This window comes from Acidovorax sp. SRI_002 (assembly GCF_057586455.1).
Genome location: NZ_JBYCZW010000005.1, coordinates 321,398 through 347,871, shown reverse-complemented (window position 1 = coordinate 347,871; position 26,474 = coordinate 321,398). Strand labels below are relative to the sequence as shown.

The 26,474-nt window shown below is 63.8% G+C and carries 27 protein-coding genes, 1 tRNA gene and 1 pseudogene; 10 read left to right on the top strand and 19 right to left on the bottom strand.

Annotated elements, in window-relative coordinates; genetic code table 11:
- The first annotated feature begins 9 nt into the window (after positions 1-9).
- A complete protein-coding gene (gene mdeB / locus AC2YJX_RS15885) occupies positions 10-2,673 on the top strand; it encodes an alpha-ketoglutarate dehydrogenase (RefSeq protein ID WP_487256599.1) in 2,664 nt (887 codons plus the stop codon).
- Between the two features lie 136 nt (positions 2,674-2,809).
- Positions 2,810-3,043, top strand: coding sequence for a hypothetical protein (locus AC2YJX_RS15880; RefSeq protein WP_487256598.1), 234 nt, complete (start codon positions 2,810-2,812; stop codon positions 3,041-3,043).
- 228 nt (positions 3,044-3,271) lie between these two features.
- Here AC2YJX_RS15880 and AC2YJX_RS15875 read toward each other — a convergent pair whose 3' ends face one another.
- The 7 genes from AC2YJX_RS15875 to AC2YJX_RS15845 form a co-directional block, all read right to left on the bottom strand.
- Entirely contained in the window at positions 3,272-5,263 is a 1,992-nt protein-coding gene (locus AC2YJX_RS15875; protein ID WP_487256597.1) for an NHL repeat-containing protein, read from the bottom strand.
- A gap of 839 nt (positions 5,264-6,102) precedes the next feature.
- Positions 6,103-6,927: a M90 family metallopeptidase gene (locus AC2YJX_RS15870; protein WP_487256596.1), complete on the bottom strand. Its 825-nt coding sequence runs from the start codon at positions 6,925-6,927 to the stop codon at positions 6,103-6,105.
- A 36-nt stretch (positions 6,928-6,963) separates the two neighbouring features.
- Positions 6,964-7,755: a UDP-2,3-diacylglucosamine diphosphatase gene (locus AC2YJX_RS15865; protein ID WP_487256595.1), complete on the bottom strand. Its 792-nt coding sequence runs from the start codon at positions 7,753-7,755 to the stop codon at positions 6,964-6,966.
- A gap of 27 nt (positions 7,756-7,782) precedes the next feature.
- The gene (locus AC2YJX_RS15860) at positions 7,783-8,289 is read right to left on the bottom strand and encodes a peptidylprolyl isomerase (RefSeq protein WP_121507002.1); all 507 of its coding nucleotides are present in this window, start codon (positions 8,287-8,289) and stop codon (positions 7,783-7,785) included.
- 30 nt (positions 8,290-8,319) lie between these two features.
- Positions 8,320-8,901 (bottom strand): peptidylprolyl isomerase, encoded by a 582-nt coding sequence (locus AC2YJX_RS15855; RefSeq protein ID WP_487256594.1) that lies wholly within the window; start codon positions 8,899-8,901, stop codon positions 8,320-8,322.
- Entirely contained in the window at positions 8,898-10,184 is a 1,287-nt protein-coding gene (locus tag AC2YJX_RS15850; RefSeq protein WP_487256593.1) for a L,D-transpeptidase family protein, read from the bottom strand. The genes AC2YJX_RS15855 and AC2YJX_RS15850 overlap by 4 nt, the downstream gene beginning before the upstream one ends.
- 85 nt (positions 10,185-10,269) lie before the next feature.
- Entirely contained in the window at positions 10,270-11,373 is a 1,104-nt protein-coding gene (locus tag AC2YJX_RS15845; protein WP_377808798.1) for a nuclear transport factor 2 family protein, read from the bottom strand.
- 215 nt (positions 11,374-11,588) lie between these two features.
- On the opposite strand from AC2YJX_RS15845, the gene cysS reads away from it, so the two are divergent.
- From cysS to AC2YJX_RS15805, 8 genes and pseudogenes are all read left to right on the top strand, one after another.
- Positions 11,589-12,971: a cysteine--tRNA ligase gene (gene cysS / locus AC2YJX_RS15840; protein WP_487256592.1), complete on the top strand. Its 1,383-nt coding sequence runs from the start codon at positions 11,589-11,591 to the stop codon at positions 12,969-12,971.
- A 47-nt stretch (positions 12,972-13,018) separates the two neighbouring features.
- Positions 13,019-13,693, top strand: coding sequence for a DNA-3-methyladenine glycosylase family protein (locus AC2YJX_RS15835; RefSeq protein ID WP_176885413.1), 675 nt, complete (start codon positions 13,019-13,021; stop codon positions 13,691-13,693).
- 113 nt (positions 13,694-13,806) lie between these two features.
- Entirely contained in the window at positions 13,807-14,784 is a 978-nt protein-coding gene (locus AC2YJX_RS15830) for an acetyl-CoA carboxylase carboxyltransferase subunit alpha (RefSeq protein WP_055400675.1), read from the top strand.
- Positions 14,785-14,955: 171 nt separating this feature from the next.
- Positions 14,956-16,809, top strand: a complete 1,854-nt coding sequence (locus AC2YJX_RS15825; protein ID WP_487256591.1) for a methyl-accepting chemotaxis protein — start codon at positions 14,956-14,958, stop codon at positions 16,807-16,809.
- 127 nt (positions 16,810-16,936) lie between these two features.
- Complete coding sequence (gene tilS, locus AC2YJX_RS15820; RefSeq protein WP_218299289.1) at positions 16,937-17,902, top strand: tRNA lysidine(34) synthetase TilS; 966 nt, start codon at positions 16,937-16,939, stop codon at positions 17,900-17,902.
- A gap of 38 nt (positions 17,903-17,940) precedes the next feature.
- Positions 17,941-18,465: pseudogene (locus AC2YJX_RS15815) on the top strand (ACT domain-containing protein); the annotation flags it as partial.
- A gap of 10 nt (positions 18,466-18,475) precedes the next feature.
- Positions 18,476-18,568: transfer RNA gene (locus tag AC2YJX_RS15810), tRNA-Ser, on the top strand.
- A 189-nt stretch (positions 18,569-18,757) separates the two neighbouring features.
- A complete protein-coding gene (locus AC2YJX_RS15805; RefSeq protein ID WP_487256590.1) occupies positions 18,758-19,969 on the top strand; it encodes a tyrosine-type recombinase/integrase in 1,212 nt (403 codons plus the stop codon).
- Between the two features lie 64 nt (positions 19,970-20,033).
- Here AC2YJX_RS15805 and AC2YJX_RS15800 read toward each other — a convergent pair whose 3' ends face one another.
- The 12 genes from AC2YJX_RS15800 to AC2YJX_RS15745 all read right to left on the bottom strand — a co-directional run bounded on the left by AC2YJX_RS15800 (position 20,034) and on the right by AC2YJX_RS15745 (position 26,437).
- Positions 20,034-20,789: a hypothetical protein gene (locus tag AC2YJX_RS15800; RefSeq protein WP_487256589.1), complete on the bottom strand. Its 756-nt coding sequence runs from the start codon at positions 20,787-20,789 to the stop codon at positions 20,034-20,036.
- Complete coding sequence (locus tag AC2YJX_RS15795) at positions 20,786-21,919, bottom strand: DNA cytosine methyltransferase (RefSeq protein WP_487256588.1); 1,134 nt, start codon at positions 21,917-21,919, stop codon at positions 20,786-20,788. Before AC2YJX_RS15795 ends, AC2YJX_RS15800 begins: the two co-directional genes overlap by 4 nt.
- 111 nt (positions 21,920-22,030) lie before the next feature.
- The gene (locus tag AC2YJX_RS15790; RefSeq protein ID WP_487256587.1) at positions 22,031-22,228 is read right to left on the bottom strand and encodes a helix-turn-helix transcriptional regulator; all 198 of its coding nucleotides are present in this window, start codon (positions 22,226-22,228) and stop codon (positions 22,031-22,033) included.
- 3 nt (positions 22,229-22,231) lie between these two features.
- Positions 22,232-22,522, bottom strand: coding sequence for a DUF4406 domain-containing protein (locus AC2YJX_RS15785; RefSeq protein WP_487256586.1), 291 nt, complete (start codon positions 22,520-22,522; stop codon positions 22,232-22,234).
- Positions 22,523-22,532: 10 nt separating this feature from the next.
- Positions 22,533-22,748, bottom strand: coding sequence for a hypothetical protein (locus tag AC2YJX_RS15780; protein WP_487256585.1), 216 nt, complete (start codon positions 22,746-22,748; stop codon positions 22,533-22,535).
- Between the two features lie 3 nt (positions 22,749-22,751).
- Positions 22,752-22,973: a hypothetical protein gene (locus tag AC2YJX_RS15775; protein WP_487256584.1), complete on the bottom strand. Its 222-nt coding sequence runs from the start codon at positions 22,971-22,973 to the stop codon at positions 22,752-22,754.
- A 26-nt stretch (positions 22,974-22,999) separates the two neighbouring features.
- Complete coding sequence (locus AC2YJX_RS15770; RefSeq protein ID WP_487256583.1) at positions 23,000-23,218, bottom strand: hypothetical protein; 219 nt, start codon at positions 23,216-23,218, stop codon at positions 23,000-23,002.
- Positions 23,215-23,502 (bottom strand): hypothetical protein, encoded by a 288-nt coding sequence (locus tag AC2YJX_RS15765; protein WP_487256582.1) that lies wholly within the window; start codon positions 23,500-23,502, stop codon positions 23,215-23,217. Before AC2YJX_RS15765 ends, AC2YJX_RS15770 begins: the two co-directional genes overlap by 4 nt.
- The gene (locus AC2YJX_RS15760; RefSeq protein ID WP_487256581.1) at positions 23,502-25,469 is read right to left on the bottom strand and encodes a replication endonuclease; all 1,968 of its coding nucleotides are present in this window, start codon (positions 25,467-25,469) and stop codon (positions 23,502-23,504) included. Before AC2YJX_RS15760 ends, AC2YJX_RS15765 begins: the two co-directional genes overlap by 1 nt.
- Before the next feature lie 4 nt (positions 25,470-25,473).
- Positions 25,474-25,842: a hypothetical protein gene (locus AC2YJX_RS15755; RefSeq protein WP_487256580.1), complete on the bottom strand. Its 369-nt coding sequence runs from the start codon at positions 25,840-25,842 to the stop codon at positions 25,474-25,476.
- Positions 25,833-26,009, bottom strand: coding sequence for a hypothetical protein (locus tag AC2YJX_RS15750; RefSeq protein ID WP_487256579.1), 177 nt, complete (start codon positions 26,007-26,009; stop codon positions 25,833-25,835). The genes AC2YJX_RS15755 and AC2YJX_RS15750 overlap by 10 nt, the downstream gene beginning before the upstream one ends.
- Positions 26,006-26,437 carry a hypothetical protein gene (locus tag AC2YJX_RS15745; RefSeq protein ID WP_487256578.1) on the bottom strand — a complete coding sequence of 144 codons (432 nt, stop codon included), beginning with the start codon at positions 26,435-26,437 and terminating at the stop codon, positions 26,006-26,008. Before AC2YJX_RS15745 ends, AC2YJX_RS15750 begins: the two co-directional genes overlap by 4 nt.
- Between the last annotated feature and the right edge of the window lie 37 nt (positions 26,438-26,474).

Sequence of the window (26,474 nt, the reverse complement as noted above, 5' to 3'; positions counted from 1 at the left end):
TGTGCTCCTATGAATGCCCCCTTGCCTTCCCATCTGCTCCATACCCAGGATGCCCTGGCCGACACTGACCCCCAGGAGACCGCCGAATGGCGCGACGCCTTTCTGGCCCTGGTCGCCACCGAAGGCCCCGAGCGGGCGCGGCACATGCTGCAAGAGCTGGTGCGGGTGGCGCGTGCGCAGCGGATTGGCTGGCAGCCCGACCTGAACACGCCGTACGTGAACACCGTGGCGGTACAGGACCAGCCCGTGTTCCCCGGCGACTTGGCCGTCGAAGAGCGCGTGGCTTCCATCGTGCGCTGGAACGCGCTGGCCATGGTGGTGCGCGCGAACCAGGCGTATGGCGAACTGGGTGGCCACATCGCCAGTTATGCGAGCGCGGCCGACTTGTTCGAGAGCGGCTTTAACCATTTCTTCCGTGCACGTGAGGGTGTGGGTGAAGGCCAGCACCGGGGCGACCTGGTGTTCTTCCAGCCCCACAGCGCGCCGGGCGTGTATGCACGCGCATTCCTCGAAGGGCGTTTGTCCGAAAAAGATCTGATGCATTACCGCCAGGAGCTGACCGCTCCTGCAGCGGGCGCACAAGGCCTTTCGAGCTACCCACACCCGTGGCTGATGCCGGACTTCTGGCAGTTCCCCACCGGCTCGATGGGCATCGGCCCCATCAGCAGCATCTACCACGCGCGCTTCATGCGCTACCTCACGCACCGCAATTTGCTCGACTGCAGCCAGCGCAAGGTGTGGGGCGTGTTCGGCGATGGCGAGATGGACGAGCCCGAATCCATGAGTGCCCTGACCCTGGCCGCGCGCGAGGGGCTCGACAACCTAGTCTGGGTAGTCAACTGCAACCTGCAGCGGCTGGATGGCCCGGTGCGCGGCAACGGCCGCATCATCGACGAGCTGGAGCGCCTGTTCGCGGGTGCTGGCTGGAACGTGGTCAAGCTCGTGTGGGGCAGCGACTGGGACGGCCTGTTCGCCCGCGACCTGACCGGCGCCCTGGTGCGAACGCTGGAAGGTACGGTGGACGGCCAGATGCAGACCTTTGCCGCCAAGGACGGACGCTTCAACCGCGACAACTTCTTCGGCCAGAACCCCGAGCTGGCGGCCCTTGCCCAGGGCATGACGGACGAGCAGATTGATCGTTTGAAGCGCGGCGGGCACGACCTGGTAAAGATCCATGCCGCCTACGCTGCGGCCAGCGCCCACAAGGGCCAGCCCACGGTGATCCTGGCCCATACCAAGAAGGGCTACGGCATGGGCACTGCCGGCCAGGGCAAGATGACCACGCACAGCCAGAAGAAGCTGGACGAGACCGACCTCATCGAGTTCCGCAACCGCTTCAACCTGCCGCTGTCCGACGAGCAGGCTACGAGCCTCGCCTTCTTCAAACCTGCCGAAGACAGCCCCGAGATGCGCTACCTGCGCAGCCACCGCGACGCGCTGGGCGGCTACCTGCCGCGCCGAGAGACCACCTGCGCGGCGCTGCCCGTGCCTGCGATCGAAAGCTACGCCCAGTTCGCGCTACAAGCCGATGGCAAGGAGATGAGCACCACCATGGCCTTCGTGCGCATGCTGGGCACCTTGCTCAAGGACGCCACGCTGGGCCCGCGCATCGTACCCATCGTGGCCGACGAGGCGCGCACCTTCGGCATGGCCAATCTGTTCAAGCAGGTCGGCATCTACAGCAGCGTGGGCCAGCGCTACGCGCCCGAGGACATCGGCTCGGTGCTGAGCTACCGCGAGGCGCTGGACGGCCAGATTCTGGAAGAAGGCATCAGCGAAGCCGGCGCCATCGCCAGCTGGACCGCTGCGGCCACCAGCTACAGCGTGCACGGCCTGGCCATGCTGCCGTTTTACATCTACTACTCGATGTTCGGCTTCCAGCGCGTGGGCGACGCCATCTGGGCCGCGGCCGACCAGCGTGCGCGCGGCTTCTTGCTGGGCGCCACGTCGGGCCGCACCACGCTGGGCGGCGAGGGGCTGCAGCACCAGGATGGATCGAGCCACTTGGTGGCGGCCACCATCCCCAACTGCAAGGCCTACGACCCAGCCTACGCAGGCGAGATGGCTGTGATCATCGATGCTGGCATGCGCGAGATGGTGACCGAGCAGCGCGACGTTTTCTACTACGTGACACTGATGAACGAGAACTACGCCCAGCCCGACCTGCCCGCCGGTGCGGTAGAAGGTGTGTTGCGTGGTTGCTATGTTTTTAAGAGCTACTCGCGCTTAATGGATAAGCGCGAGAGCTCGATTTCATCAAAATCCGTCACCCTGATGGGCTCTGGCGCCATCCTGACCGAGGTGGTCAAGGCTGCCGAACTGCTGGCCGCAGAAGGCGTGGATGTGACCGTGCTCAGCGTGACCAGCTGGAGCGAGCTGGCGCGCGATGGTGTGGCGTGCGAGCAGCGTTGGCTGGCGGGCGAATCTGCGCCTGCATCCGCATGGCTGACGCAGCAGCTGGCCCCAACACGCGGGCCCGTGATTGCAGCCACCGACTACGTGCGCGCCGTGCCCGAGACGGTGCGGGCGCTTGTACCCGAGGGCCGCAAGTATGTGACCCTGGGCACGGACGGATTTGGACGCAGCGACACGCGCGCTGCACTGCGCCATTTTTTTGGCGTAGACGCTTCCAGCGTGGCCCAAGCTGCACGACGCGCGATGGCCGCTGGCTGACGAACATGGGCGCCGTGTGGGCGCCTGCTGTCGTTCCGTGATTCCGCAATTCCGCCGCCGAGGAGGGGTGGGTGAATGCCGTTGCCCAATTCGGCGCAGGCTTCCTACAATGGCCCAGCAACCGCGAGAGGGCGCCATGACACACGTCACCTGGGACCACAACCCGCCGACCACCTGGACAGCGATGGCGGACGGGCAAGCACTTTGCTTCATCAAGCGCAAGGACATTGGCGGCTGGACGGCGGTCTGGATGGATGAGCGCCTGTGGCCAGCGCCACCCCATCTGCCCAAGGCCATGCCCCAGCCCACACGGTTTTTCAGCAGTCTGGAAGAAGCCAAACTGGCGGTCGAGCAGGCGCTGTCGGCCTGAAGCGTTGTCGGGCCTGAATCCGTCAGGCATCCAGCAGCTGGCTGGATTCCATCAGGTGTTGGATTGCTTTGTTTTTTATAGCGGCCAATGCAATACCAACGGGCGCCAGGTCCGACACTGATTCATGAAACTGCTTTTTTGCAGCACCCACCCGCCATGCCGGCTGCAAGGCGCCAAAGGGCCTTGCACCTTGGCCCCTTCGGTGCGCCAGGGGCCGCAGCCCCTTGGTCAGGGCAGTTTGACGGCCGCCACGGCGTTGGACGTGGAGATGAAAAGTGTGGTGTCGCGCACGGCAAGGCCCCAGGGCTCGTCGATGAGGCCGGGCAGGTCTCCTGCCGCAAATCCCTGGCCCCAGGGTTTGCCCACCAGCGTGCTGACCTGGCCATCGACGCCAATCTTGCGCACCACATGGTGGCGCGGATCGGTCACATAGACGTTGCCCTTTGCGTCGGCTGCCAGGTGGGCCTGAGAGTCGGAGAGTGCCGCGCCTGTGTCCACGGCCAGTTGCGCCGACGATACGGGGCCATTCACCAGCCCGGGGGGCATGTCCGCGCGGCCTGCAACGGTGCTCACGCTGCCTGCGGGGGTGATCTTGCGGATGGTGGGGCCCACGCCCGTGATGTTGTGGTAGCGCCCATCGACCACATACAGGTTGCCCGCAGGGTCGAGCGCCATATGGCCCAGCGCCGAGAACAGCGCCGAACCGGCAGGGCCGTCTGCATGCCCCAGTGCGTTGGGGTTGCCTGCAAACAGGCTGACGGCACCGGTCGGGTTTATCTTGAAGATCACGCCTTGCAGCGACGATGCGTACAAGGTGCCCGCATCGTCGGCGACCAGGCCCGTGATGCCAAGATCCAGAAATGCTGGGATGGCATTCAACTGGGCGGACAGGTCCGCAAAAACTGCGACGTTGCCTGCGGGCGTGGCCTTCAGGATGCGCTTGAGAGAGTAGGAGTAGATGTTTCCGGCACCATCCACGGTGAGTGCTTCAGGGCCGCAGAAGGCGACTTCGTTGATTGGCCCCGTGATTTGCGAGCACGGGTTTTTAACCCTGCCCAGGGTGCCCACCATGCCATCCGGCTGAATGGTTCGAATGGCTGCATTGTTGCGGTCGCGCACATACAGGGTGCCTGATTTGCCCACGGCCAGCGCCCCCGGGCCGTCAAACCGGGCTGTGCTCCCGCTGCCATCGGCCCAGCCAGGACTGGGTGCCGTTCCCACTTTCAAGTCGGCAGCGCCATCGCGGGGGTAGCGGTGGATCAGTGCGTAGCTTTGGAAGCTGCTGGACGCGCTGTTTTCGGTGACGAGGAAGCGCCCTTGGGCATCCACCGCGAGGCGTTTGGCAGCGCAAAAGGCAGGCGGCAGGCCATCGGCGCCGAAGGCGCAGTCCGCTGCGCGCCGCACGGTGGTGACGGAACCATCGGCAGCGATCTCGCGCAGCGGCGTGCCCAGGTGCCTGTCCAGCACAAATATCCGGTTGGAGCGGTCTATGGCAATGGCTTGCAGTTCGCCAAACTTGGCCGCTGATGTCGAACCGTCCACATGGCCAGCGTTGCCCTGGGCCACGGTGCCTGAGAGCACCGTGGCCTGTCCACCGGGCGCAAATTTGCGCACCACATGGTCGTTGGGATCGGCGGCGTACAAGGCCCCGGCGGAGTCGGTCGCCAATTGCACCGGGTAGAAGCGCGCGGGGTTGTTGCGCCCTTGTCCTGGCGTCGGAATCTGGCTGACCTTGAACACCACGGTGCTGACCACGCCGGCTGGTGTGATTTTGCGGATGGGGTTGCCCGTGGGCTCGGCAGGCAGGGTCTGCGCCAAAGGTGCCCATTCAGAGACATAGACATTGCCATCCTTGTCCACGGCAATGCTGGTGGGGCTACACAGCGTAGCCGCCGTGCCGGTGCCATCGGCATTGCCACACACGCCCACCTGGCCGGCCAGCGTGGTGACGTTGCCGGATGCATCGATCTTGCGCACCAGGTGGTTCCCGGCGTCGGCCACGTAGGCGTTGCCCGCCGCATCCACCGCCACGGCCAGCGGCGCGTTGAAACGGGATGCTGTGCCTGCGGCGTCCAGGTAGCGCGTCTCGGTGCTGCTCGCGCCACTCCGTGTGGGGCCGCCGCCTGCGACTGTGGTGAGCTGCCCGGTGGGGGAGAGTTTGCGAATGGTGTTGTTGCCGGTGTCTGCCATCAGCACATCGCCCGCGGGGGTGAGCGCCATACCGCCCGTTTCGACGCTGATTTTTGCGAAAGCCCCGGTGCCATCCTGGTTGCCCGGGCCGTCGGTGCTACCTGCCAACAAGGACAGGGCTGTGGCGGGCGGCGGTGGCGGGGCTGGTGTATCGCTGGAACCCCCGCCGCAGGATGCAAGCACAGGGATTGCCAGCGAGGCCAGCAGCCTCCAGCGGGCTCGGTGTGGGGTGCGTGGTTTGCTTTGCATAAAAATCCTATGAGAATGTTGGGTCAGAGTCGCAGACCGGCCATCAGCCCGATGAAAACGCATGGGAGGGGAAGTTGGTCACCGCCATCTCATCCAGGCTGACTCCAAAGCGGGCCGTCGCGAGTGCGGCGCTAGCGCTGAGGTAGGGGTGTCAGAAGAGCTGTCCCCAGACGCGGCGACCACGGGGACTCCCAATGCAGCAAGCAGGCCAATGCGTCGCAGTCGATCCTTGGATGCGGTGTTGGGCATGAAGCTCCCTATCGCGAATTTCGGTTTTGACTTTCGCAAAACAGTGCCCAGGCAAACAGCGCGCCTCAAGACAAGGCGGTTGTTGCATCCCTGTTTGCATAAGAGCGGCTAACAAACTCTTCAGGCGTGGTTGCCGCGTCTTGTCGTACTGCTCGTACAGCCTGCGACGCAACGCCTAGCCAGAACCGCTTCGCTGAGTTTGTTAGCCGCTCTAAGTCCTATCGGTGATGTTGGGGCAACGATACATGACGGGAGGAGTTTATGGACTGTGTATGACAGCCGCCAAGTAACTGTCGGTTACGGCAGGCGGGCCTACGTTAAAACACCCGGCCCTCCCCAATTGGTATGAGGATTTTGAGATGGCTGTGGGGTTAGCGCACAGGCGGGCAGAAAAATGCATCCAGCACCGGCATCAGCGCCGGAAACTCCTGCGCAAAACGCTCGCGGTTCACAAAGTACGCCTCGCAGGCCACCGCAAAAAACTCGGACTGTGATGTGGCCCCGTAGGCGTCCAGCCAGGGGCGTTCTGCTCCAAAGCGCTCGGCAAGGATCACACGCTCGCGGAACTGCTCGTACGCTGGCTCCCAGGCGGCCCACCAGGCTTCGTAGGCGGCGCGTCCGGTGCGTGTCCCCATGAAGCCTGCGGGCAAGGGCGGGCAGCCGTTGGGTTCGCCACTCTTCATGTCCAGCTTGTGCACGAACTCGTGCACCACCACGTTGTGGCCGCGCGCCGTGTTCTCGGTGGCATTGGCCACGTGCTCCCAGCTGAGCATGATGGGGCCGCGCTCCATGGCCTCGCCCAGCAGCACCTGGGTGTGTTCATGCACCACGCCGGCCTCGTCCACCGTCTGGCGGCGCGCTACGGCTTCGCCAGGGTGCAGCACGATGCCGACAAAATCGTCGTACCAGTCGAGCGCCTTGGCCGGGTCGCCCCAATGCAGCAGGGGCAGGCAGGCCTGCGCTGCGATGTCGATGGCCATGGTGTCGGTCACCACCAGGCCATGGGCGCCGTGGAACTCCTTGTGGTGCAGGAAGAGGGCGCTCAAGGCGCGCAGCTTGGACTGGTCGTGCAGCGAGAGCGCCGCCAGAAACGGGTAACGCTGCAGGGTCTGCAGCCACAGCGTGGCCGAGATGTCGGGCACGGGGGCCACCGTGGCGCGGACGCGGCTCCAGAGCCGATGGAAAAGAGGGGGCATGGCGATCAGGCAGCGGGTGGTGAAACCCCGCGCAGTTCAGGATCGCGAGTACTTGGGGGCCGGGGACAGCCGTTCCAACCCCGCGCGGGACAAACGCAGTGTTTCCACGCGGGGCGGTAATGCCGCGGCATCCCAGTCGCTGAGCACCACGCGCTGCAAGCCGGGCGCCAGCGCGTGGTTGTTGGGGCGGTGGGTGTGGCCGTGAATGAGCGTATGCGCCTGGGCCGCCTGGAGCCAGGTGATGGCGGCCGGGCCGTCTACATCGGCATAGGTGACGCCCGATTGTTTGCGTGCCTCGCTCTCCTGGCGGATGCCACGGGCCTGCGCGCGACGTGTGGCCAGGGGCTGCGCCAGAAACTGCCGCTGCCACTCGGCGCTGCGCGCCTGCACGCGAAAGCGCTGGTACTCGACATCGTCCAGGCACAGCAGGTCGCCGTGGCTGAGCACGAAGCGCTGGCCGCCAAACACCAGCACCGTGGGGTCTGCCAGGCCAGTGATGCCACACTGCGCCAGGAACCCCGGGCCCGCCAGAAAATCGCGGTTGCCGTGCATGAAGTACACGGGCAGGCGCTGCGCGGCGGCCCGCAGGGCGGCGCAGCCTTCGGCCTCGAAACTACCAGGTTCCCCCATGGCGTCATCGCCCACCCACACCTCGAACAGGTCGCCCAGGATGAAGAGGGCATCGGCCGTGGTGGTGGCCAGGTAGTGCTCGAAAGCGGCCACTGTGGCGGGCTCGCTGGCCTGCAGGTGCAGGTCCGAAATGAAATCGACCGTGCGCCAGTGCGATGGAGCGACAAGCTCCTCGAACCGGGGCACGGTCGTGGTCACGGAGATCGCGATCAGATCAGAGTGCGATCAAAGCGCCACAGCCTTTTCGATCACAACGTCTTCCTTCGGCACGTCGTCATGGAAACCCTTGCGGCCCGTCTTCACGGCCTTGATCTTGTCCACCACGTCGGTGCCCGACACGACCTTGCCGAACACGGCATAGCCCCAGCCCTGGGCCGAAGGAGCGGTGTGGTTCAGGAAGCCGTTGTCGGCCACGTTGATGAAGAACTGGGCGGTGGCCGAGTGCGGGTCGCTGGTGCGGGCCATGGCCACGGTGTAGTTGGCGTTCTTGAGGCCGTTGTTGGCTTCGTTTTCGATGGGCGCGTCAGTGCCCTTCTGGGTCATGCCGGGCTCAAAGCCGCCGCCTTGCACCATGAAGCCAGGGATCACGCGGTGGAAGATGGTGTTGTTGTAATGGCCCTTGTTCACATAGGCCAGAAAGTTCTCGACCGACTTGGGGGCCTTGGCGGCATCGAGTTCGAGGGTGATGACACCGTAGCCGGTGATGTGCAGTTCGACCTGGGGGTTGCTCATGGCAATGCTTCCTTCAAAAAAATGGCGGGTTCACTTCACCAGGGTGGCGGAGTTGATGGTGACGGGAGTGGTGGGCACGTTCTGGTGCGGGCCCTTGTTGCCGGTGGCCACGGCCTTGATCTTGTCCACCACGGCCGTGCCTTCGACCACCTTGCCGAACACGGCATAGCCATGGCCGTCGGGGCTCGGGGCGTTGAGCATGGCGTTGTCCTTCACGTTGATGAAGAACTGCGATGTGGCCGAGTTGGGGTTGCCCGTGCGCGCCATTGCGATGGTGTAGGTGTCGTTCTTGAGGCCGTTGTTGGCTTCAAGGGGAATAGGGGCCTTGGTGGGCTTGGGAATCAGGTCGGCGTTGTAGCCACCGCCCTGGATCATGAAACCATCGATCACGCGGTGGAACACGGTGCCGTCATAGGTCTTGTCCTTGACGTAGCCCAGGAAGTTTTCCACTGTCTTGGGCGCCTTGGCCGGGTCGAGTTGCACCACGATGTCGCCCATCGAGGTGGACAGCTTGACCTTGGGGGCGTCTTGCGCCTGTACGGATGCTACTGAAAGAATAGCTGTAAGCGCAATACCAGCAATCGCCAGGGTCGAATTTCTTCTGGAAATCATCCAATCACTCCTTCGAAAAATATCTGCCATTGTTGGCCCCGCCGCGCCCAGTACTGGCGTTTGACGGGACCCGTGCGGGCGCCTTCGGCGACTTCGCCGAACGTTACCACCATGGTGTCGGCGGAGTCTGTCCAGCGCAGGTAAGACTTGTCCTTGAGGTGGAGTTCCCGGCCTTTCAGGGCGCGGGTCTCCGCCTGGAGCACCTGGGTCCACTCGTTGAGAGGCTTTTTGCGGTAGCTCTGGAAGTCCGGTGCGTAAAAGCCCAGCAACCGATTCATGTCGCCCTGGGTCTTGGCGTTGCGCCAGGCATTGAGCACCGCGTCGAAAGACTTGCGGTCCGCCTGCACGGCGTGGGGCGCTACCCACTGCAGCTGGCGCGCAATGACCACGGGGGTGGAACGGGGCTCCACCGTGCGCAGAATGCGTTCCAGGTCGGGATTGGCCAGCACCAGGCAGCCATCGGTGGCCAGGGGCGCGCGGGCAAACTGGTCGGGTGGCGTGCCATGCAGCCAGATGCCGCTGCCGGTCTTGCCCCGGCTCTGGTCCAGGGGGTTCGGGTAGTTGATGGGCAGCGCGCCTGCGCCGTAGAAGTCCTTGAGCGTGGCGGGGTCCAGGCGGCTGGTGATGAAGTACACACCAAGCGGTGTGCGCTGGTCGCCCTCCAGGCTTTTCTCGATACCCAGCTTGCCGACCGAGGCGTAGTAGTCGGCCACCAACTGCAGGCCCTTGGGCGTGTTCTCGAAAAGGTACAGGCGCGAGCGCGAAGCGTCCACTGCAATGGCATGGCGCGAGCGGGGCGAAAGTTCCAGGAACTGGGCGGGAATGCTGTGCGCGGGTGGGCGGCTGCGCTGGGCGTCCACGCGCTGGCGCGATTCGTTGCGCAGTTCTTCCAGGGTGGTGGCTACCTGCAGGCTGCGTGCTGTGTCGGGCTCTGGCACATCGCCCATGCGGCGGATGGGCCGCGTGCGCGACATCAGCAGGTCGCCCACGGCCAGTTGCGCCAGCTGGAAGTTGGGATAGTCGCGTGCAAGGGTTTCGGCCTGGGCCAGTGCCTCGCGGCTGCGGCCTTCTGCGATGAGCTTGTACACGGCCAGCAGGCGTGTTTCTGCCTGTCCGTCGCGCAGGTTGGGCGTCTTGGTGTCGGCTGGCTCTGTCGAAGGCTGGGTGGCGGCGCGGCGCACTTTTCCGCTCTGGGCGTGCGCCGGTGCTGCCTGCAGCAGTGCGGCGAGGAACAGGGTGCCTGCCGCAGCCCGGCGGCTTGGTGCGGACAACTCCACAAACATGCGCGGTTTCAGGTTCAGGCCTTCAGGGGCTCGGCAGCAGGCACAGCCCGCGCACGCTGCGCAGGCCCAGGGTCGGGGTTCACAGTCAACCGCCTGTGGATTCGCGGACGATGGACCAGCGGCCGTTGTGGTTCACCAAGTCCAGCGTCTTGCGGCTCGTGACGTTGAGCGCATCAGCAGTGTAGGCCTGCCGAAAACGGGCGGTGGCCTTGTCGCCATTGACCGCAACGGTAACGTCGGACAGCTGCACGTTGATCTTGGACTTGCCCACGATGCGCGCCTCGCGCTCCTTTTCCCACGCTGAGCGCGTCTGGCGGCCGGGTGGATCGAACGATTTGTCGTAGGCGCCCAGATAGGCCTGCATGTCTTTGGCCGACCAGGCGGCCGCCCATGCCTGCACGGCCGAGGTCACGGCCTGAACGGCTGCGGCGTCGCTTGCTGCTGCCGGGGTGGCTGCGGGTGCTGGGGTGGGGGCTTGGGCGATAGCAGGCGCAGGAGCAGGAGCTGCAGTGGGCGCAGATGCGGGGATGGGTGTTGGGGTGGTTGCCGGGGTCGGTGCAGGGGCAGGGGCCACTGCTGCGGGTGGCGCTGGCCGCTGCGTGGCCACCACGGCAGGGGCCGTTGCCGGGGCTGCGGCGGCGGGGCGGCCTGGCTTGCCGGCGGCTTCTGGCGCGAACAGCTCGCGGATCAGTGCCAGCTTGGGCTTGACGGAATTGGCGTTGGTGGCGTCCAGCTGCAGCGCCTTGTTGTAGGCCTGGCTGGCCAGCTTGGCGTAGATGTCGCCCAGATTTTCGTGGGCAGTGGCGTAGCTGGGGTTGGTGCGGATTGCCATCTCCAGCGCCGTGCGTGCCTTGTCCAGCTGATTCTGGTTGGCGTAGAGCACCGCCAGATTGTTGTAGGGCTCGGGCAGCTCTGGGTATTCTTCCGTCAGCTTGGTGAAGGTGGTGATGGCATCGGCAGGCTTGCCCGAATCTGCCTGTGCAACGCCACGCAGGAAGCGCAGTTGCGGGTCGCGTGGGTTGGCGGCCAGGCGCTGATCGGCCTTGGCGAGCGCGTCGGCGGGCTTGCCTGCTTTGATCAGCTGGGTGATTTCTGTGTAGTCGTCGGCCTGGGCCGCGCCAGTGCCCAGCAGCGCGGTCAGTGCCAGCAGGCGCAGGAGGCGTGGAAGTGTGCGGCGGACTTGCTTCATGGGGGCTTCAAAGGTGTGGGGCAGCGTCTGTCCCGGGCGGGGGCTTATACTGCGGCGGATTGTAGCTGAGGGGGTTGTCATGACGGAACGTTGTTGCCGCGGGTGATTTCGCTGTAGGCCCCTCGCTGGGCCAACCCTTCGCCAGGGGCCTTTGCCCCCAGCTGCCGGGTGGATTTTCATTCACCCACCACCCCATCCCCCGTTACTGAAATCCCATGAGTTTGCGCATCTACAACACGCTGTCGCGTGCATTGGAAGACTTTTCCCCGCTCGAACCTGGTCATGTGCGCATGTATGTGTGCGGCATGACCATCTATGACCTGTGCCACATCGGCCACGCCCGCATGATGATGGCGTTCGACGTCGTGCAGCGCTGGCTCAAGGCCAGCGGCCTGCGCGTGACCTACGTGCGCAACATCACCGACATCGACGACAAGATCATCAAGCGTGCGCTGGAGCGTGGCATCACAATCCGCCAGCTCACTGACGAGATGATTGCCGCCATGCACCAGGACATCGGCCTGCTGGGCATCGAGCCGCCCTCGGCCGAGCCCCGCGCCACCGAATACGTGCCCCAGATGCTGTCGCTGATCGGCCAGCTTGAGGGCAAAGGCCTGGCCTACCGTGCCAGCAATGGCGATGTGAATTACTCCGTGCGCAAGTTCGACGGCTACGGCAAGCTCTCGGGCAAGTCGCTCGATGAACTGCGTGCGGGTGAACGTGTGGCCGTGCTCGATGGCAAGGAAGACCCGCTCGACTTTGTGCTGTGGAAGTCCGCCAAGGCCGAGGAGCCACCTGAGGCCAAGTGGGAAAGCGCTTTTGGCGCCGGCCGCCCCGGCTGGCACATCGAATGCTCGGCCATGAGCTGCGCCACGCTGGGCGAGACGTTTGACATCCACGGCGGCGGAGCCGATTTGCAGTTCCCCCACCACGAAAACGAAATCGCCCAGAGCGAAGGCGCCACGGGCAAGCCGCTGGCCAAGTTCTGGGTGCACAACGGTTTTGTGCGCGTGGACAACGAGAAGATGTCCAAGAGTCTGGGCAATTTCTTCACCATCCGCGACGTGCTCCAGCAGTACGACGCCGAGACGGTGCGGTTCTTCATCGTGCGTGCCCACTACCGCAGCGCGCTGAACTACAGCGATGCCCATCTGGACGACGCGCGCCAGGCGCTCAAGCGCCTGTACACGGCGCTGAACCTGGTGGCGCCCGCCGATGTGGCGGCCATCAACTGGGCCGACTCCTACGCCGCGCGTTTCAAGGCGGCCATGGACGAGGACTTTGGCACGCCCGAGGCCGTGGCAGTGCTGTTTGATCTGGCCGGTGAAGTCAACAAGACGCGATCAGCCGCGCTGGCGGGGCTGCTCAAGGCTCTGGGGGGATGCCTGGGCATTCTGCAAGGTGACCCCAAAGCCTTTCTGCAAGCGGGTGCCAGTGGCGTGGACGAGGCCGACATCCAGGCGCAGATCGCCGCCCGCACTGCCGCCAAGGCTGCCAAGAACTTCGCCGAAGCCGACCGCATCCGTCAGGCGCTGCTTGCCCAGGGCATCGTGCTCAAGGATTCCGCCGCAGGCACGACCTGGGAAGCTGCGCAGTGAAGCTGGTTTTTATGTCAAAACTGCCTCTGGCGCACGTGGGGTAAGCGGTGGCAGCTCTTAAAAAGATAGCGAGCGATGCCGCAACGCCGCCGCTGGTGCTGGCCACGCCCGACTATTGGGCCGAGGCCTGCAAGCACTTGGTGAAGAAGGACCGGGTGATGAAGCGCCTGATCCCGCAGTTGGGCGATGCCGCGCTGCGTACGCGGGGTGATGCGTTCGTCACGCTGGCGCGCAGCATCGTGGGCCAGCAGGTGTCCGTCACGGCGGCGCAGGCCGTGTGGGAGCGCTTCGTCGCGCTGCTGCCGCGCGGCATGAAGCCCGCCAGCGTGCTCAAGCTCAAGATCGACGACATGCGGGCCGCAGGCCTGTCGGCGCGCAAGGTGGATTACCTGGTGGACCTGGCCATCCACTTTGAGCAAGGCAAGCTGCACGTGAAGGACTGGGCGGCGATGGACGACGAAGCCATCATTGCCGAACTGGTGGCCATCCGGGGCATTGGCCGCTGGACGGCCGAGATGTTCCTGATCTTCTACCTGATGCGTCCCAACGTATTGCCCTTGGATGACCCAGGGTTGATCGCAGGAATCAGTCACAACTATTTCTCGGGCGATCCCGTCAGCCGCAGCGATGCGCGCGAGGTGGCCGAGGCCTGGAAGCCATGGTGCAGCGTGGCAACTTGGTATATTTGGCGATCGCTCGACCCCCTGCCGGTGGCTTACTGAAAACGGCTGACCCAGCCTGACGCGCTTTACAAAACTCGTTAACCGTCGGTTACAGTGCGTGCCATTCGTATTCGTGGCAGCCGCAACCGGCGCGATCCCCTAGGAGAAAAACGTTGGCGAAAAAGACCTTTCTGGATTTCGAGCAGCCCATCGCCGAACTCGAATCCAAAATTGAAGAACTGCGCTACGTGCAGACCGAGAGTGCCGTCGATATCTCGGAAGAAATCGACCAGCTGAGCAAGAAGAGCCAGCAACTCACCAAAGACATCTACAGCGAACTGTCGCCCTGGCAGATCACCAAGATTGCCCGGCATCCCGAGCGCCCCTACACGCTCGACTACGTGCGCGACATCTTCACCGACTTCGTGGAACTGCACGGCGATCGCCATTACGCGGACGACCTGTCCATCGTGGGCGGCCTGGCGCGTTTCAATGGCCACGCCTGCATGGTGCTGGGCCACCAGAAGGGGCGCGACACCAAGGAGCGCGCCATGCGCAACTTCGGCATGAGCAAGCCCGAGGGCTATCGCAAGGCCCTGCGCCTCATGAAAACGGCCGAGAAGTTCAAGCTGCCCGTGTTCACCTTTGTGGACACGCCCGGCGCATACCCCGGCATCGACGCCGAAGAACGCGGCCAGTCTGAAGCCATTGGCCGCAACATCTTCGAGATGGCACAGCTCGAAGTGCCCATCATCACCACCATCATCGGTGAAGGCGGCTCCGGCGGCGCACTGGCCATCAGCGTGGGTGACCAGGTCGTCATGCTGCAATACGCCATCTACTCCGTGATCAGCCCTGAGGGTTGCGCTTCCATCCTCTGGAAGACCAGCGACAAGGCCCAGGAGGCGGCCGATGCCCTGGGCATCACCGCCCACCGCTTGAAGGCCCTGGGCCTGGTGGACAAAATCGTGAGCGAGCCTGTGGGCGGCGCCCACCGCGACCACAAGCAGATGGCGGCCTTCTTGAAGCGTGCCCTGGGCGATGCCTTCCGCCAGGTGGCCGACCTCAAGACCAAAGACCTGCTGGACCGCCGCTACGAACGTCTGCAGAGCTACGGCCGCTTCAGCGACACCAAGGCTGATAGCCGCTGAACGATTGACTGCCCATCGCGCATTGCGCCCACGGCCCTTCGGGGCCGTTGTTGTTTTTGTGGTCAGAATCTAGCGCTCTGCGGGCTAACCACCACTGGCGCACAGGCTGATACCGGATGTAACATGGCTCAATCCGCCCGCACGTGCGGGTGGATCAAGAAGGGGTGCCCCATGTCGCTTCTGAAGACGCTCAAAGGCCAGATTCTGGTGTTGTCCGCCCTGTGTATGGTGGCCGCCCTGCTGGTACTGACCCTGGTCAACTACTTTTCAGCGCGCGGGCAGGCGCAAGTGTCGCTGGCGGAAGAGGGGCTGGCCACGGCCAAAAGCCACGCCGAGACCATAGAGGAATGGGCGCGGGGCAAGTCGGCGATCATTGCTGCGTCCGTCACCGCCTTTGAAGAGCCCGAGCCCGCCAAGCCGCTGGCCATGCTGCGGGACGCTGGCAAGTTCAGTACCGCCTATTTTGGCTATGCCGACAAAAAATACGTGTTCTCTGAAACGCGCAATTTGCCGGCTGATTACGACCCCACCGCGAGGCCCTGGTACAAGCAGGCGGCGCAGGCGGGCATGTCGGTCGTCACGCCGCCCTACATTTCAGCGTCGGATCAGAAGCTCGTGGTGACATTTGCCACCCCGGTGGGTGCGGGCGCCAGCCTCAAAGGCGTGGCGGCAGGCGATGTGTACATGGAGTCGGTGGTGGCCAACGTGGCCTCCATCCAGCCCACGCCCCAGAGCTTTGGTTTCCTGGTGTCAGCCGATGGCAAGATCATTGCCCACCGCGACCAGGCGCTCACCCTCAAGCCCATTGCGGAGCTGTCCAAAGACCTTGCGGTGGACAAATTGGTCGCCGCTGCCAAAGACAGCACCAGTCTGCTGCAAGCCGACATTGAAGGGCGCAACCGCCTGCTGAGCGTGGTTCCCATCGCTGGCACCTCGTGGATGCTGGTGGTGGCCCTGGATGAGAGCGAAGCGATGGCGCCCATCCGCTCCATGCTGGCCACATCCTTGATTTCCAGCGTGTTGGTGTTGCTGGTAGCCGTCGGGTTACTGGGCGTGATCCTGACCCGGCGCCTGCGCCAGTTGACTCTGGTGCGCGACGCCATGCACGAGATCGGCACAGGCGACGGGGATCTATCGCGCCGCATCGACGCGCAGGGCGAGGACGAACTGGCGCAAATTGCCGCCAGCTTCAACAGCTTTGCGGGCAAGCTCTCGGGTGTGCTGGCGCAGATCCGTGATGCCAGCAGCTCGGTGCGTGTGGCGGCCGAAGAGATCGCCACGGGCAACCAGGACCTGAGCGGGCGCACCGAACTCACGGCCTCCAGCCTGGAGGAAACCTCCGCATCCATGCAGCAGCTGACCGAAACCGTGCGCCATAACGCAGACTCTGCCCGGCAGGCCAACCAGCTGGTGGCCCAGGCATCCAGCGTGGCGCAGCACGGTGGCCAGGTGGTGGGCAATGTGGTGACCACCATGGAACAGATCAATGCCGCATCGCGCAAGATCAACGACATCATCGGAGTCATTGACGGCATCGCCTTCCAGACCAACATCCTCGCATTGAATGCGGCAGTGGAGGCAGCGCGCGCTGGCGAGCAGGGCCGGGGCTTTGCGGTGGTGGCCAGCGAAGTGCGCAGCCTGGCTGGGCGCAGTGCGGAGGCTGCCAAGGAAATCAAGCAGCTCATCAGCGCGTCGGTGGAACAGGTGGAAAACGGCTCGCGCCTGGTGCATGACGCGGGCACCACGATGAAAGACATCGTGACCTCGGTGCAGCGCGTCACGGACATCATGGCCGAGATCACGGCCTCGACCAACGAGCAAAGCACCAGCATCAACGAGGTCGGGCAGGCGGTATCGCACCTGGACCAGATGACCCAGCAGAACGCCGCGCTGGTGGAGCAAAGCGCCGCCGCTGCCCAGAGCCTCAAGGACCAGTCAGTGCGGCTGTCGGAGGTGGTGGGCACGTTCCGCCTGTCCGCCGATGCCTCACGCGCCGGGCCGCGTTTGTCCGCGCCAGCCGGTTGATGGGATGAAGGGGGCAGGCGAGGGGAAGGTGCCCGCGATAATCGGCGCCCATGCATTCCCGCTCTGTCCATCGCTTTTGTGTGCTTGATGCGCCACCACCGCTCCGGGGCGCGGGCCGGGTGCCGCAGTGACCCAGTCTTTCGACGCTGCCATGCAGGCCTTTGCCCCCGCACTGCCACTGGCTGTGGGGCTGAGTGGCGGGGCTGACTCCACGGCGCTGCTGCTGGCTTGTGCGCGCCGGTGGCCTGGGCAGGTGCAGGCCATCCATGTGCACCACGGCCTGCAGGCGGCGGCCGATGGGTTTGAACGGCATTGCACTGCCTTGTGCCAAGGCCTTGGCGTGCCGCTGTGGGTGGAACGGTTGGATGCCCGCCATGCACCGGGCCAGAGCCCCGAAGATGCCGCCCGACAGGCAAGATACAAGGCTTTTGAGGCTGTAGCGCTTGCCAGTCAATCGCAAATAGCTATCAAATCAATAGCAATTGCGCAACATGCGGATGACCAGGTTGAGACGCTGCTGCTGGCGTTGTCACGTGGTGCAGGCGTTGCCGGGCTGGCCGCCATGCCTGCCCGCTGGGAACGCGCTGGCGTGGTGTGGCACCGCCCGTTGCTGCCGGTGGCCGCCGGAGACATTCGCAGCTGGCTGCGAGCGCAGGAACAGGGCTGGGTGGAAGACCCCACCAACACCGACGAACGCTACACCCGCAACCGTATCCGCGCGCAGCTACTGCCTGCGCTGGAGGCCGCCTTTCCGGCGTTTCGCGACACGTTCGCCCGCTCGGCCTCCAACGCCGCGCAGGCCGCTGAGCTGCTCGAAGAACTGGCGCAGCAGGACCTGGCGCGCGTCGGTGCACCGCCGCAGATCGCTGCACTGCAGGGCTTGAGCCGCTCGCGCCAGGCCAACGTGCTGCGCCACTGGTTGCGCCAGTTCCACCACACCACACCCGCGGCGGCGCAACTGGGCGAGCTGTTGGACCAGATTGCGGCCTGCACCACGCGCGGCCACCGCATCCACATCAAGGTGGGGCGTGGCTTTGTGGTGCGGACCGGGCCAGCCCTTGACTGGTGCGACCCCCAAGTTGGGGAGCTCTAGTTGCCCGAACATCGCAAGGCACCCTGCGAGGAAGACAAAAAATGGAACAAGCCGTCGTACCAGGCATCGTGGTCAACCGCGACGAGGCCAAGATCTCCGTGCTGGGCGTGCCTGGCAAGCGCGGCCTTGCCCGCGAGATCCTGGGCGCGGTGGCCAACGCCAACGTCGAAGTCGGCGTGATCATCCAGAACGTGAACAAGGACGGAAAAACCGACTTCAGCTTCACCGTGCACTGCAATGACTACGCCCGCACCATGGACCTGCTCCAGGAGAAGGTGGTACCCACACTGGCGGTGCAGGAACTGATGGGGGACACCACCATCTGCGCGGTGAGCATCGCCGGTATTGGCATGCACAGCCCTGTGGGGATGGCCAGCAAGATGTTTAGTGCCCTGAGAGAAAAGGGCATCAACATCCAGATGATCTCCACGTCCGCAATCAAGACCTCGGTGGTGATCGACGAAAAGTACGCCGAGTTGGCCGTGCAAAGCCTGTGCAGAGCATTCGAGTGTGACCAGCAAGCCGTACCAGACTGCCTGAATCGGCTCAGAAATGGGGCATAATAGCGGGATTGGAAACGTGACCGAGTGGCCGAAGGTGCTCCCCTGCTAAGGGAGTATGGGGTGTAGAGCCTCATCGAGGGTTCGAATCCCTCCGTTTCCGCCAGAGCTAAAAAACCCGCCCTAAACCAGCGGGTTTTTTTACGTCCGCGCTTGGCGTTGACCCCATATAAAACAACGTGGTACGCTATGTTTTATGGTGTTTTATACAGTATCTGTGCAAGCGAAGCCCAACGGATTCCCATGCTCAATTCAAATTTTTATGGCCTACACGATGGCCGACAGAAATTGAGCCATGCCGAAGCGAATCCTTGAAATGACGGCGCTGGAGGTTTCCAGGCTGCGCGTGGAAGGCTCGCACGCTGTTGGCGGAGTCAGTGGCTTGTACTTGCGGATTGAAGGCGGGTCGCGCACCTGGGTGCTGCGCTATGTGCACATGCGTCAGCGTCGGCGCATGGGGCTTGGCAGCTATCCAGGCGTGACGCTGGCCGCCGCGCGTGAAGCGGCCCGCGCTGCGTTGGGGCAGCGCGACGCGGGCACCGACCCCATCAAACTGCGCCAAGACGAACGCGAGGCCGCCCGCCAGGCCGCCGCTCAGCGGCTGGAGTTCGATAAAGCCGCCGATGCCTTCATCTCCGAACACGAAAGCACCTGGCGTAACGCCAAGCACGCCCAGCAGTGGCGCAACACGCTCACCACCTATGCGTCGCCGCACTTCGGCCGGTTGTCTGTCTCCGAGATTGAACAGTCCCACGTCCTGCGCGCGCTCGCGCCCATCTGGAAGACCAAGACCGAAACCGCCACCCGTGTGCGCGGGCGCATTGAACAAGTGCTGGATTGGGCCACCGCCCACGGCCACCGCACCGGCCCCAACCCTGCGCGCTGGCGTGGGCAGTTGGAGCACATCCTGGCCAACCCGGAGAAAGTGGCGCCCGTCAAACACCGCGCCGCCGTGCCCGTGGCCGATCTGCCTGTTGCCTATCAACAGATAGCCGCAGTGGATGGTCAGAGCGCGCGCGCGCTGTGCTTCCTGATCTTGACCGCCGTGCGCTCGGGGGAGGTGCGCGGCATGGTGTGGAGCGAGGTCGATCTAGATGCCGCCCTGTGGGTCATTCCCGCTGAACGTATGAAGGCCAATCGGGAACACCGCGTGCCCTTGTCGCGCCAGGCCGTGGCACTGCTGCGCATTCAGGAGTCCGCGCGCGAGGAACTGGTGGAGCACGTTTTTCCCAGCAACCGCAAAGGCGCGCTGTCAGACATGGCATTCACTGCCCTGATGCGTCGTCACAAGCTGAACGCCGTGCCTCATGGGTTTCGTTCTAGCTTTCGGGACTGGGCCGGCGAAGTGACGAACCACCCACGTGATGCTGTGGAGCTGTGCCTGGCTCACACCATCGACACAAAAACCGAGGCGGCCTATCGGAGGGGAGATATGCTGCAAAAACGATTCATCGTCATGCAGGAATGGGCAGACTACGTGGCCCCTTCAGTTTTCGAGCGAAAGTAGCACTTTGCATAGTGTGGCAGCGCAGTATCGGCTGCTCTTTCGAAAGAGCTCCTCATCACTCGACTTACAAAGTTTTCGGTGGAGCCTCGTGTATTGACGGATGCGCAGGATGTTCTTTGATAAATTTTTCTGCCAAAGTGCGTAGCCGCACAGCGCACTGCGTTCTTCCTACGACCTCGCTTGGCGTACCCAAAAAGGGAAGAAGGTAGCTCTTGGTGATGTGGGGGTTGTTTACTGTTGCGCCGCGCTGTGCAATGTAGAGCGCGCGTTCTTTCAGAATCTTCAGCATGCCTGCCTGCGATATGCGAGGCACACGGCCGTCATGTATGTCGGCTGCCGCCGCGTACTGGGCGGCCGTGTACTGCTGCTTATGCAGCCGTTTGGCATCCTCGATTGAATACGAAGGTTGCTCGCCGCACACTTCAAAAAGATCTTCAAGCTGCAAGTTCCGTGACACGCGCCCTGCTAGCCTGAAGTCAATCAGAATCTGCGCCTCTTTCTTTGCGAGCCAAGGCTCCATGTCCAGTGGCGTCAAGCAAAGACTACGCTGTAGCTCTGGTCTTCCACGGTCCTTGGAGTAGAAGCCAAAAACAAAGAGCATCCTCCGCCACCGCTCGATGTGAGCCATGCCGAAATCGCGTGCCGTCCCTATGTCCATTTCAGTCGAGGATTTGACCTCTACCTCGAACTGAAACGCCTTGCCGTCAACGACTACATCGGTCAGCAGTGCATCTACGCCGTGCCTCTCATGCGCGGCATCCCAATCCAGACCAAACAGAGCGGAAAGCTCTCTCTCGCGCTCATCATCCTGAACCGTCATCGGGCAGCCCCAAGTGCGTTCGCAACCTCCCTCGCGACAGCGAAAGCGACGGGCGGGCAAACACTGTTCCCAATCTGGCCTAGGGCTTGATACACCGCACCAGCAAACTTCCAGTCAGCCGGGAAACCTTGCAATAATGCACAGTCTGCAATCGAAAGTCGGAAGTGCCCGTTCTCTGGTGGGTACCCTATCGCTAGCGTGTGTGTCGTTTGAACTCCATTGGGCCAAATTTCAAGATCATTCCAAATTTTCAACGCGGCCTTGCTATTGAGCACGCCGGTAGTGTTCCGCGGCCCAGTGAAGCCTGAACGCAGAGTAGGCGCTACCACGTCAAATCCGATGTCCGAGAGGCCCAGGCTCTTCCTCGCAGTGTTTCGAGGCAACAGCGGCCCGAACATACTGCTCACATCACCGTGTGTTGGTTGCGGCTCAATGAACCTAGCAGCATCACGAGCTGCACGAAAACCGACGAAGAACACACGGCGCCGTGCCTGCGGCACACCAAAATCATGCGCTGCCAACTTGAATTTGAAGATGGTGTAGTTCGAACCTAGGGGGTCCAGAATCGTGTTTTGGACAAAAGATTCGAACTTGCTATCAAGCAGACCCACGACGTTTTCCGCGACGAATGCGCGGGGGCGGACTTGCTGAACACAACGCACGAACTCCCCCCACATGTTTCGAGGATCGTCTGCACCAGCCTGTTTTCCCGCAATCGAGAATGGCTGACACGGGGGACCACCATGAACGATGTCAACACCTCGGAACTGAGAAAATTTCGCATTCCTAACGTCACCCTCGCTCTCGCCGGAATGGATGTCCCACGTTGGCCGATTCAGACGCAGTGTTTCCCCACAGATATCAAGCAGTTCAAAACACGCAGAGTGATCAAATCCAGCACGCTCAAAGCCAACGTCTAGACCGCCCCCACCGGAAAACAACGACAGGCAAGTCAGCCCATTTCGCTCTAGCTGTGGCATCAAATCTGACGGATCAAGGCGCTCCCCCAGTAGTGGGGACTTGATTGCAGTTGGGCGAAGTTCGCGTAAGAAAGCTTGCTTTCGCTGCTGAGAGCGAATCGAGGTCGCTCTATATTTTTCTCGTTGCTCTTGTGTAAGGTCGTATGCCATCAATGTTCCTATCGAGCACTCACGTAAACGCTGTGCATTTATACAGATCTTAGCAATTCATAGCGTACCGCGCTGAATCATTATCAAGCCAGGAAGGCTTCTCGCTGTGCTTCATCTGGAGCTGTGCGTCGTCCAAGCTTCTGGGCACTGTTGCAGCCACTCCACAACGTCAGTGACCAGCCAGAACAGCTTCGCTCCCATCTTGCGAGGTGGCGGAAACCCCTTCGACTCAATCAACGCACGCAGCGTGTTCTCCACAATGCCCAGCTCTTCCAGTAGCTGGGCCTTGTTCATGATGATCTGGCCCACGTGTCAGCCCTCCGCGTGGATGACCTGAAAGCCCAGGCCCACCGCCAGCCCGTGCTCCACCTTCGCCCCGCGCGACTGCTCCCAGCCGGGCAGCAGGTACACCGCATCGCAAGTCACCAGCCGCGCAATGTCCATGCGCATGCAGTCCAGCCACTGAGCCTTGGGATCAGCGTTGATTTCGGCGGGGTTCTCCACATGGTGGCCCTGGGCACGTAGCGCCGCCGCTGCTGCGTTAAAGGCGGGAAAGTTCAGGTCGGGGTAGCCCGTCATCGGGCCTGCAACGTAGATACGCATCGTGCCTCCCTTATCGCCCCACGCGCTGGCCCATCACCAGGCTGGGCGGTTGATTGGCCGCACTGCGGTGCTGCAGCTCGGGGCAGGTGTAGGGCTTGCCCGTCTTCCAGTTCATGCTGATGGGCTGCGCGGTGCTGTAGTCCACGCGCTCTGCCTGCCTGATCTGTGCCCAGCGCGAAGGGGCAACGGGGTGGGCAAGCCCTGCGGCGTTCTTTGGTTTCGCCATGGTTCAAGCCTCCGAGCGTTCTTCGATGCGTTCCACGCGCAGCACGTTCTTGCCGCTGGTGATGTGCGCATTCGCCTCGGCCTGCTCGGCGTTCGCCGCCTTCACGCGGATGGTGGGCAGTAGTTCGGCGTCGGCCAGGTCTTCCACGTCCGACAGCGTGACGCCCTGCGGCACCAGCGTGGCGCGGTAGCTGCGCAAGGGCTGGATGTTGTGAATGGGTTGCATGTCTTCGATTTCCTTTCTGTGGTCTGTCAGGCCACCAGCTGCAGCTGGGCCTGGGCGGGGTTGGTGATGGGCGCGGCCAGCTGACGGCGGCGGCGGCGCGGCCTGGCGGCATCGGCCAGGCGCTGGCGCTCCGCGTCGAACACGGCACGCAGGTGTTCCGGCGTGGTGCCAGCCTCTGGCACGTAGCCGCCGTGCAGCGGGCGCTGGTAGCAATGCACGCGGGGTTCAGTGCGCTTTGCATTCATGGGTTGCACTCCTTTCGGTCGGTGGTGGTGGGTTGGAAAAGGTCGGCGCGCGTGATGCGCACGGTGGAAAGCGCGGTCAACAGGTCGGGCAGCAGCTCGGCCGGTGTCTCCAGCACCTCGCGTTTCATCTGGTCGCGGTCGGCCTGGCCGTCGCCCATGTCGTCGCAGCGGCGGCGCGCGGCCAGCAGCACCTGGGCCTGCAGCGGGGTGGGCTTGCGGCCCGTCTCGGCCATGCCGCTGCGCGCCTCGGTGGCGGTGGTGTGCTGTGGTGCTTGTTTTTTCATCAGTGCCACGCCTCGGTGGACTGCATGGCCCGCAAAGCGCGGAACTGGGCCACCGTTTCGGGCTTGCACCAGTCCTCTTTGAAGTGGCAGCTGGGGGGCACTGCCTCCCGGATCAGCTCGCCCGTGATGCGGGCCGTACAGTTATTGAAACCAGTCCAAGCGCGCGGCAAAGCCGCGCGGGCCGTGGCTGTGCCGTCGCCCTGCGCTTGTCCTGCTGCAGCCTTGGAATCCGCCGCATGCGCGGCAATAGCCACCTCATCCACCACAGGCGCCCAGGCAATGCGGCGGCTCACCAGCCAGCGCCCGCACATGCGCCCGCGCTGCGGCTGCAGGCCCACGATGCGGCCCACCGTCACGGCCTCGCCGTACTTGTTCACCTGGCCGGCCTCGGGCGTGCGGTGCGCGGTGCGCAAGTGCCACTTCTTGCGCGGCAGGGCATGGCCGCCCATTGCCTCCATGAAGTTGCGCCAATCCGCCCGAATCTCGCCATGCCGGTGGCAGGCGTGGAAAGCGCGCACCGTGGCCCGGTCGCCCTCCTGTGCGAACAGCTCCAGCTGGTCGCCCGTCACGCGGCGCAGCTCGCGCCACACCGTTACGCTGGGCATGCCGATGGTTTGAAACTGTCGGATGCCCCAGTGCGCGGCCCAAGCGTCCACACGGCGGTGGCCTGCGCCTGATTCCTTCACGTCGCGGGCGTCAGTGGCGCCGAAGTCCATGGCGATCTGCTGGCCGTCCACCATGTCCTGGTGCTCAGCCAGGGCAAGGTGGCCCACGCTCTTGGCGATGTACTTCGCCACATAGCCAGCGGCGCCGCCTTTCACCATGCGCTTGATGTTTACGCGGTTCTCTGCCGCGCCGCGTTCGTCGCCGTCCACGCTCAGCCAGTAGTGGCGCACCTTGGCTTCAATGGCCTGCGCGCCCGCTTCATCCTCGGCCCAAATCAGCGCATGCCAGTGCGGCGTGGCGTCGTGGTGCGGTTCGGCCACGCGCAGGCCGTACATGCGCACGCCCTTGCGCGCCAGCGCGGCCCGGGTCTTGGCCCACATATCGCGCAGCCATAGCTGGCCGTCGCGCGGCGTGGCGCCGCAATACTTTTTGTTGGGCACTGGGCGGCCACCGCTGCCCAGCTTCACGGGGTGGAACTTGCTGGGTAGCGTCAAGGTGACGAACAGGCCCACATGCGCGCGGGCGTCGGCGTATTCCTCCGCGCCGCGTATGCGCGTCATCAGCTCGCCACCGCGCACGATGGGGTTTGCCGTGCCCAGTTCGGCCAGCTCGCGCAGCGTGTACACCTGGCCCGCCTCATTGCGGAACAGCGTGCGGCCCAGGGCCTCGGCGTTGCGCTTCACCTGCGCCTGGCGGCGCGCCAGCCCGTCATGGCTGACATAGCCGCCTAGGCCCTTGTGCACGCGGCACATGCCAATGTTTCCGCCCTCGACTACGCGCGCGACATGCACGCGCAAACGGCGGCGCCACCATGCGGCATCCTGTGCCCGCTTGATGGCGGGTTCGCCCGCAATGGGCTTGTCTTCCACGATGCCTACACATCGCACCAGCAGCCGGATGCTGTCCACGCGCTCCGCGAGGCTGGCACCCTGGCCAATGGCCAGCGCGTCCAGTTCGTCGGCCTCGCCCGCCAGCTTCTTGGCCATCTCACAGATGGCTAAGTCATCCAGATTCCACAGCGCAGCAGCGCCAAACCGGTCTTCGTAGTCCGCAATGGACTGCAGCATGTCCCACGCCTGCGCCCACTCGGGCGGTTCCTGCAGCCATTCCTGCACGGTCTTTTCTGCTGCTAGCAGTGGGGGCGCTGTGGGCGCCAGGCGCTCGCGCACCGCCGCCTGCCAGCTGGCAGGCGCACACCGAATCACGCGCTCCAAGTGCCCGCGCGCCATGTGCAGGGTGGGCTTGTTCGCGTTCCATTCGGCCAGGCTGCCGTTGGGCAGCTTGCGCGGTATCGTGGGCATGGCTCTACACCCGTGCCGCAAGGGCCGTCAGCTGGCCCAGGTGCCGTTTTGCATCGCGCACCACCATGCGCAGCTCCTCGCGCTCAGGTGGTGGCATTTCCTGCCAGTTGCGGTCGGCCAGCGTGTAGAGGTGTTCCACGTCCGCACCAATGCCCGCAATCATCAGCAGCGCCACGCGCCACATCACTGGCAGCCTGCGCCACTCCCTTGATGCCGCGTCGTAGAAACGCCCGTTGCTCGTGCTGTGCGTCATTTCATCGCGCAGCTTCATCAACTGGGCGAGCACGTCCGCTGGTGGTGGCACGGGCTTGGCCGCTGGTGGCTCTGGCGCCTGCAGCAGGTCCATATCTGGCGCAACCAGTCTCAGATGCATGTGCGCCCCTTCTTCACGGGGGCGATGCCGAAGCCGCAGCGGCCTCCGGTCAAGCGCTCTGCCAGGTCGAACGCCTGGCGCGTGGCGGCCTGTCGATCAACTGCCAGCAGGTGCTGGGTGATGCGCTGGCCGTTTGCCGCGCGGTAGGTCATTGCGTAGAGGCTCATTGCTCGGCCTCCGCTGCCTGCACCTTGGCAGCAGGATGCACCACCGTCAGCGCGACGCGCAGATGGCCCTTTGCCAAGTCAAGCCAGTAGCTGCCATCGCTATAGGTGCTACGGCCCACCTCACGCATTCCTTGCTCGATCAGCGCACGCTCCAGCGTCACATTGCGCGCGTCGTTCAGGATCGCGCCGGCAATGCGCAGGGTCTTCTTTCCGTAGTTCAAAAAGCCAATTTCTTCGGGGTGCACGTCGATGCCTGCGGCACGAACTGCAGGCATCAGGCACTCAAACGCGGCCAGTTGCTTTTGGGCTGCTTTCAGCTCTGTCATGCGTGCCGCGTGCACTTCATTGGCGCGGCGCACAGCCGCTTCCATCAAGGTTTCGGGCTGTGCTGGCTTTCTGCCGTTGCACCGCTTGGTGGCTTTCTGCATGGCTATCTCCGTTTTTTGGGCAAAAGAAATCCCCGCC

Coding starts and splice junctions, on each gene's coding strand:
- mdeB (WP_487256599.1), top strand. CDS start 10: ATGAATGCCCCCTTGCCTTCCCATCTGCTCCATACCCAGGATGCCCTG.
- AC2YJX_RS15880 (WP_487256598.1), top strand. CDS start 2,810: ATGACACACGTCACCTGGGACCACAACCCGCCGACCACCTGGACAGCG.
- AC2YJX_RS15875 (WP_487256597.1), bottom strand. CDS start 5,263: ATGGCGCTCACCCCCGCGGGCGATGTGCTGATGGCAGACACCGGCAAC.
- AC2YJX_RS15870 (WP_487256596.1), bottom strand. CDS start 6,927: ATGCCCCCTCTTTTCCATCGGCTCTGGAGCCGCGTCCGCGCCACGGTG.
- AC2YJX_RS15860 (WP_121507002.1), bottom strand. CDS start 8,289: ATGAGCAACCCCCAGGTCGAACTGCACATCACCGGCTACGGTGTCATC.
- AC2YJX_RS15855 (WP_487256594.1), bottom strand. CDS start 8,901: ATGATTTCCAGAAGAAATTCGACCCTGGCGATTGCTGGTATTGCGCTT.
- AC2YJX_RS15850 (WP_487256593.1), bottom strand. CDS start 10,184: ATGTTTGTGGAGTTGTCCGCACCAAGCCGCCGGGCTGCGGCAGGCACC.
- AC2YJX_RS15845 (WP_377808798.1), bottom strand. CDS start 11,373: ATGAAGCAAGTCCGCCGCACACTTCCACGCCTCCTGCGCCTGCTGGCA.
- cysS (WP_487256592.1), top strand. CDS start 11,589: ATGAGTTTGCGCATCTACAACACGCTGTCGCGTGCATTGGAAGACTTT.
- AC2YJX_RS15825 (WP_487256591.1), top strand. CDS start 14,956: ATGTCGCTTCTGAAGACGCTCAAAGGCCAGATTCTGGTGTTGTCCGCC.
- AC2YJX_RS15805 (WP_487256590.1), top strand. CDS start 18,758: ATGCCGAAGCGAATCCTTGAAATGACGGCGCTGGAGGTTTCCAGGCTG.
- AC2YJX_RS15800 (WP_487256589.1), bottom strand. CDS start 20,789: ATGACGGTTCAGGATGATGAGCGCGAGAGAGAGCTTTCCGCTCTGTTT.
- AC2YJX_RS15795 (WP_487256588.1), bottom strand. CDS start 21,919: ATGGCATACGACCTTACACAAGAGCAACGAGAAAAATATAGAGCGACC.
- AC2YJX_RS15785 (WP_487256586.1), bottom strand. CDS start 22,522: ATGCGTATCTACGTTGCAGGCCCGATGACGGGCTACCCCGACCTGAAC.
- AC2YJX_RS15780 (WP_487256585.1), bottom strand. CDS start 22,748: ATGGCGAAACCAAAGAACGCCGCAGGGCTTGCCCACCCCGTTGCCCCT.
- AC2YJX_RS15775 (WP_487256584.1), bottom strand. CDS start 22,973: ATGCAACCCATTCACAACATCCAGCCCTTGCGCAGCTACCGCGCCACG.
- AC2YJX_RS15770 (WP_487256583.1), bottom strand. CDS start 23,218: ATGAATGCAAAGCGCACTGAACCCCGCGTGCATTGCTACCAGCGCCCG.
- AC2YJX_RS15765 (WP_487256582.1), bottom strand. CDS start 23,502: ATGAAAAAACAAGCACCACAGCACACCACCGCCACCGAGGCGCGCAGC.
- AC2YJX_RS15760 (WP_487256581.1), bottom strand. CDS start 25,469: ATGCCCACGATACCGCGCAAGCTGCCCAACGGCAGCCTGGCCGAATGG.
- AC2YJX_RS15755 (WP_487256580.1), bottom strand. CDS start 25,842: ATGCATCTGAGACTGGTTGCGCCAGATATGGACCTGCTGCAGGCGCCA.
- AC2YJX_RS15750 (WP_487256579.1), bottom strand. CDS start 26,009: ATGAGCCTCTACGCAATGACCTACCGCGCGGCAAACGGCCAGCGCATC.
- AC2YJX_RS15745 (WP_487256578.1), bottom strand. CDS start 26,437: ATGCAGAAAGCCACCAAGCGGTGCAACGGCAGAAAGCCAGCACAGCCC.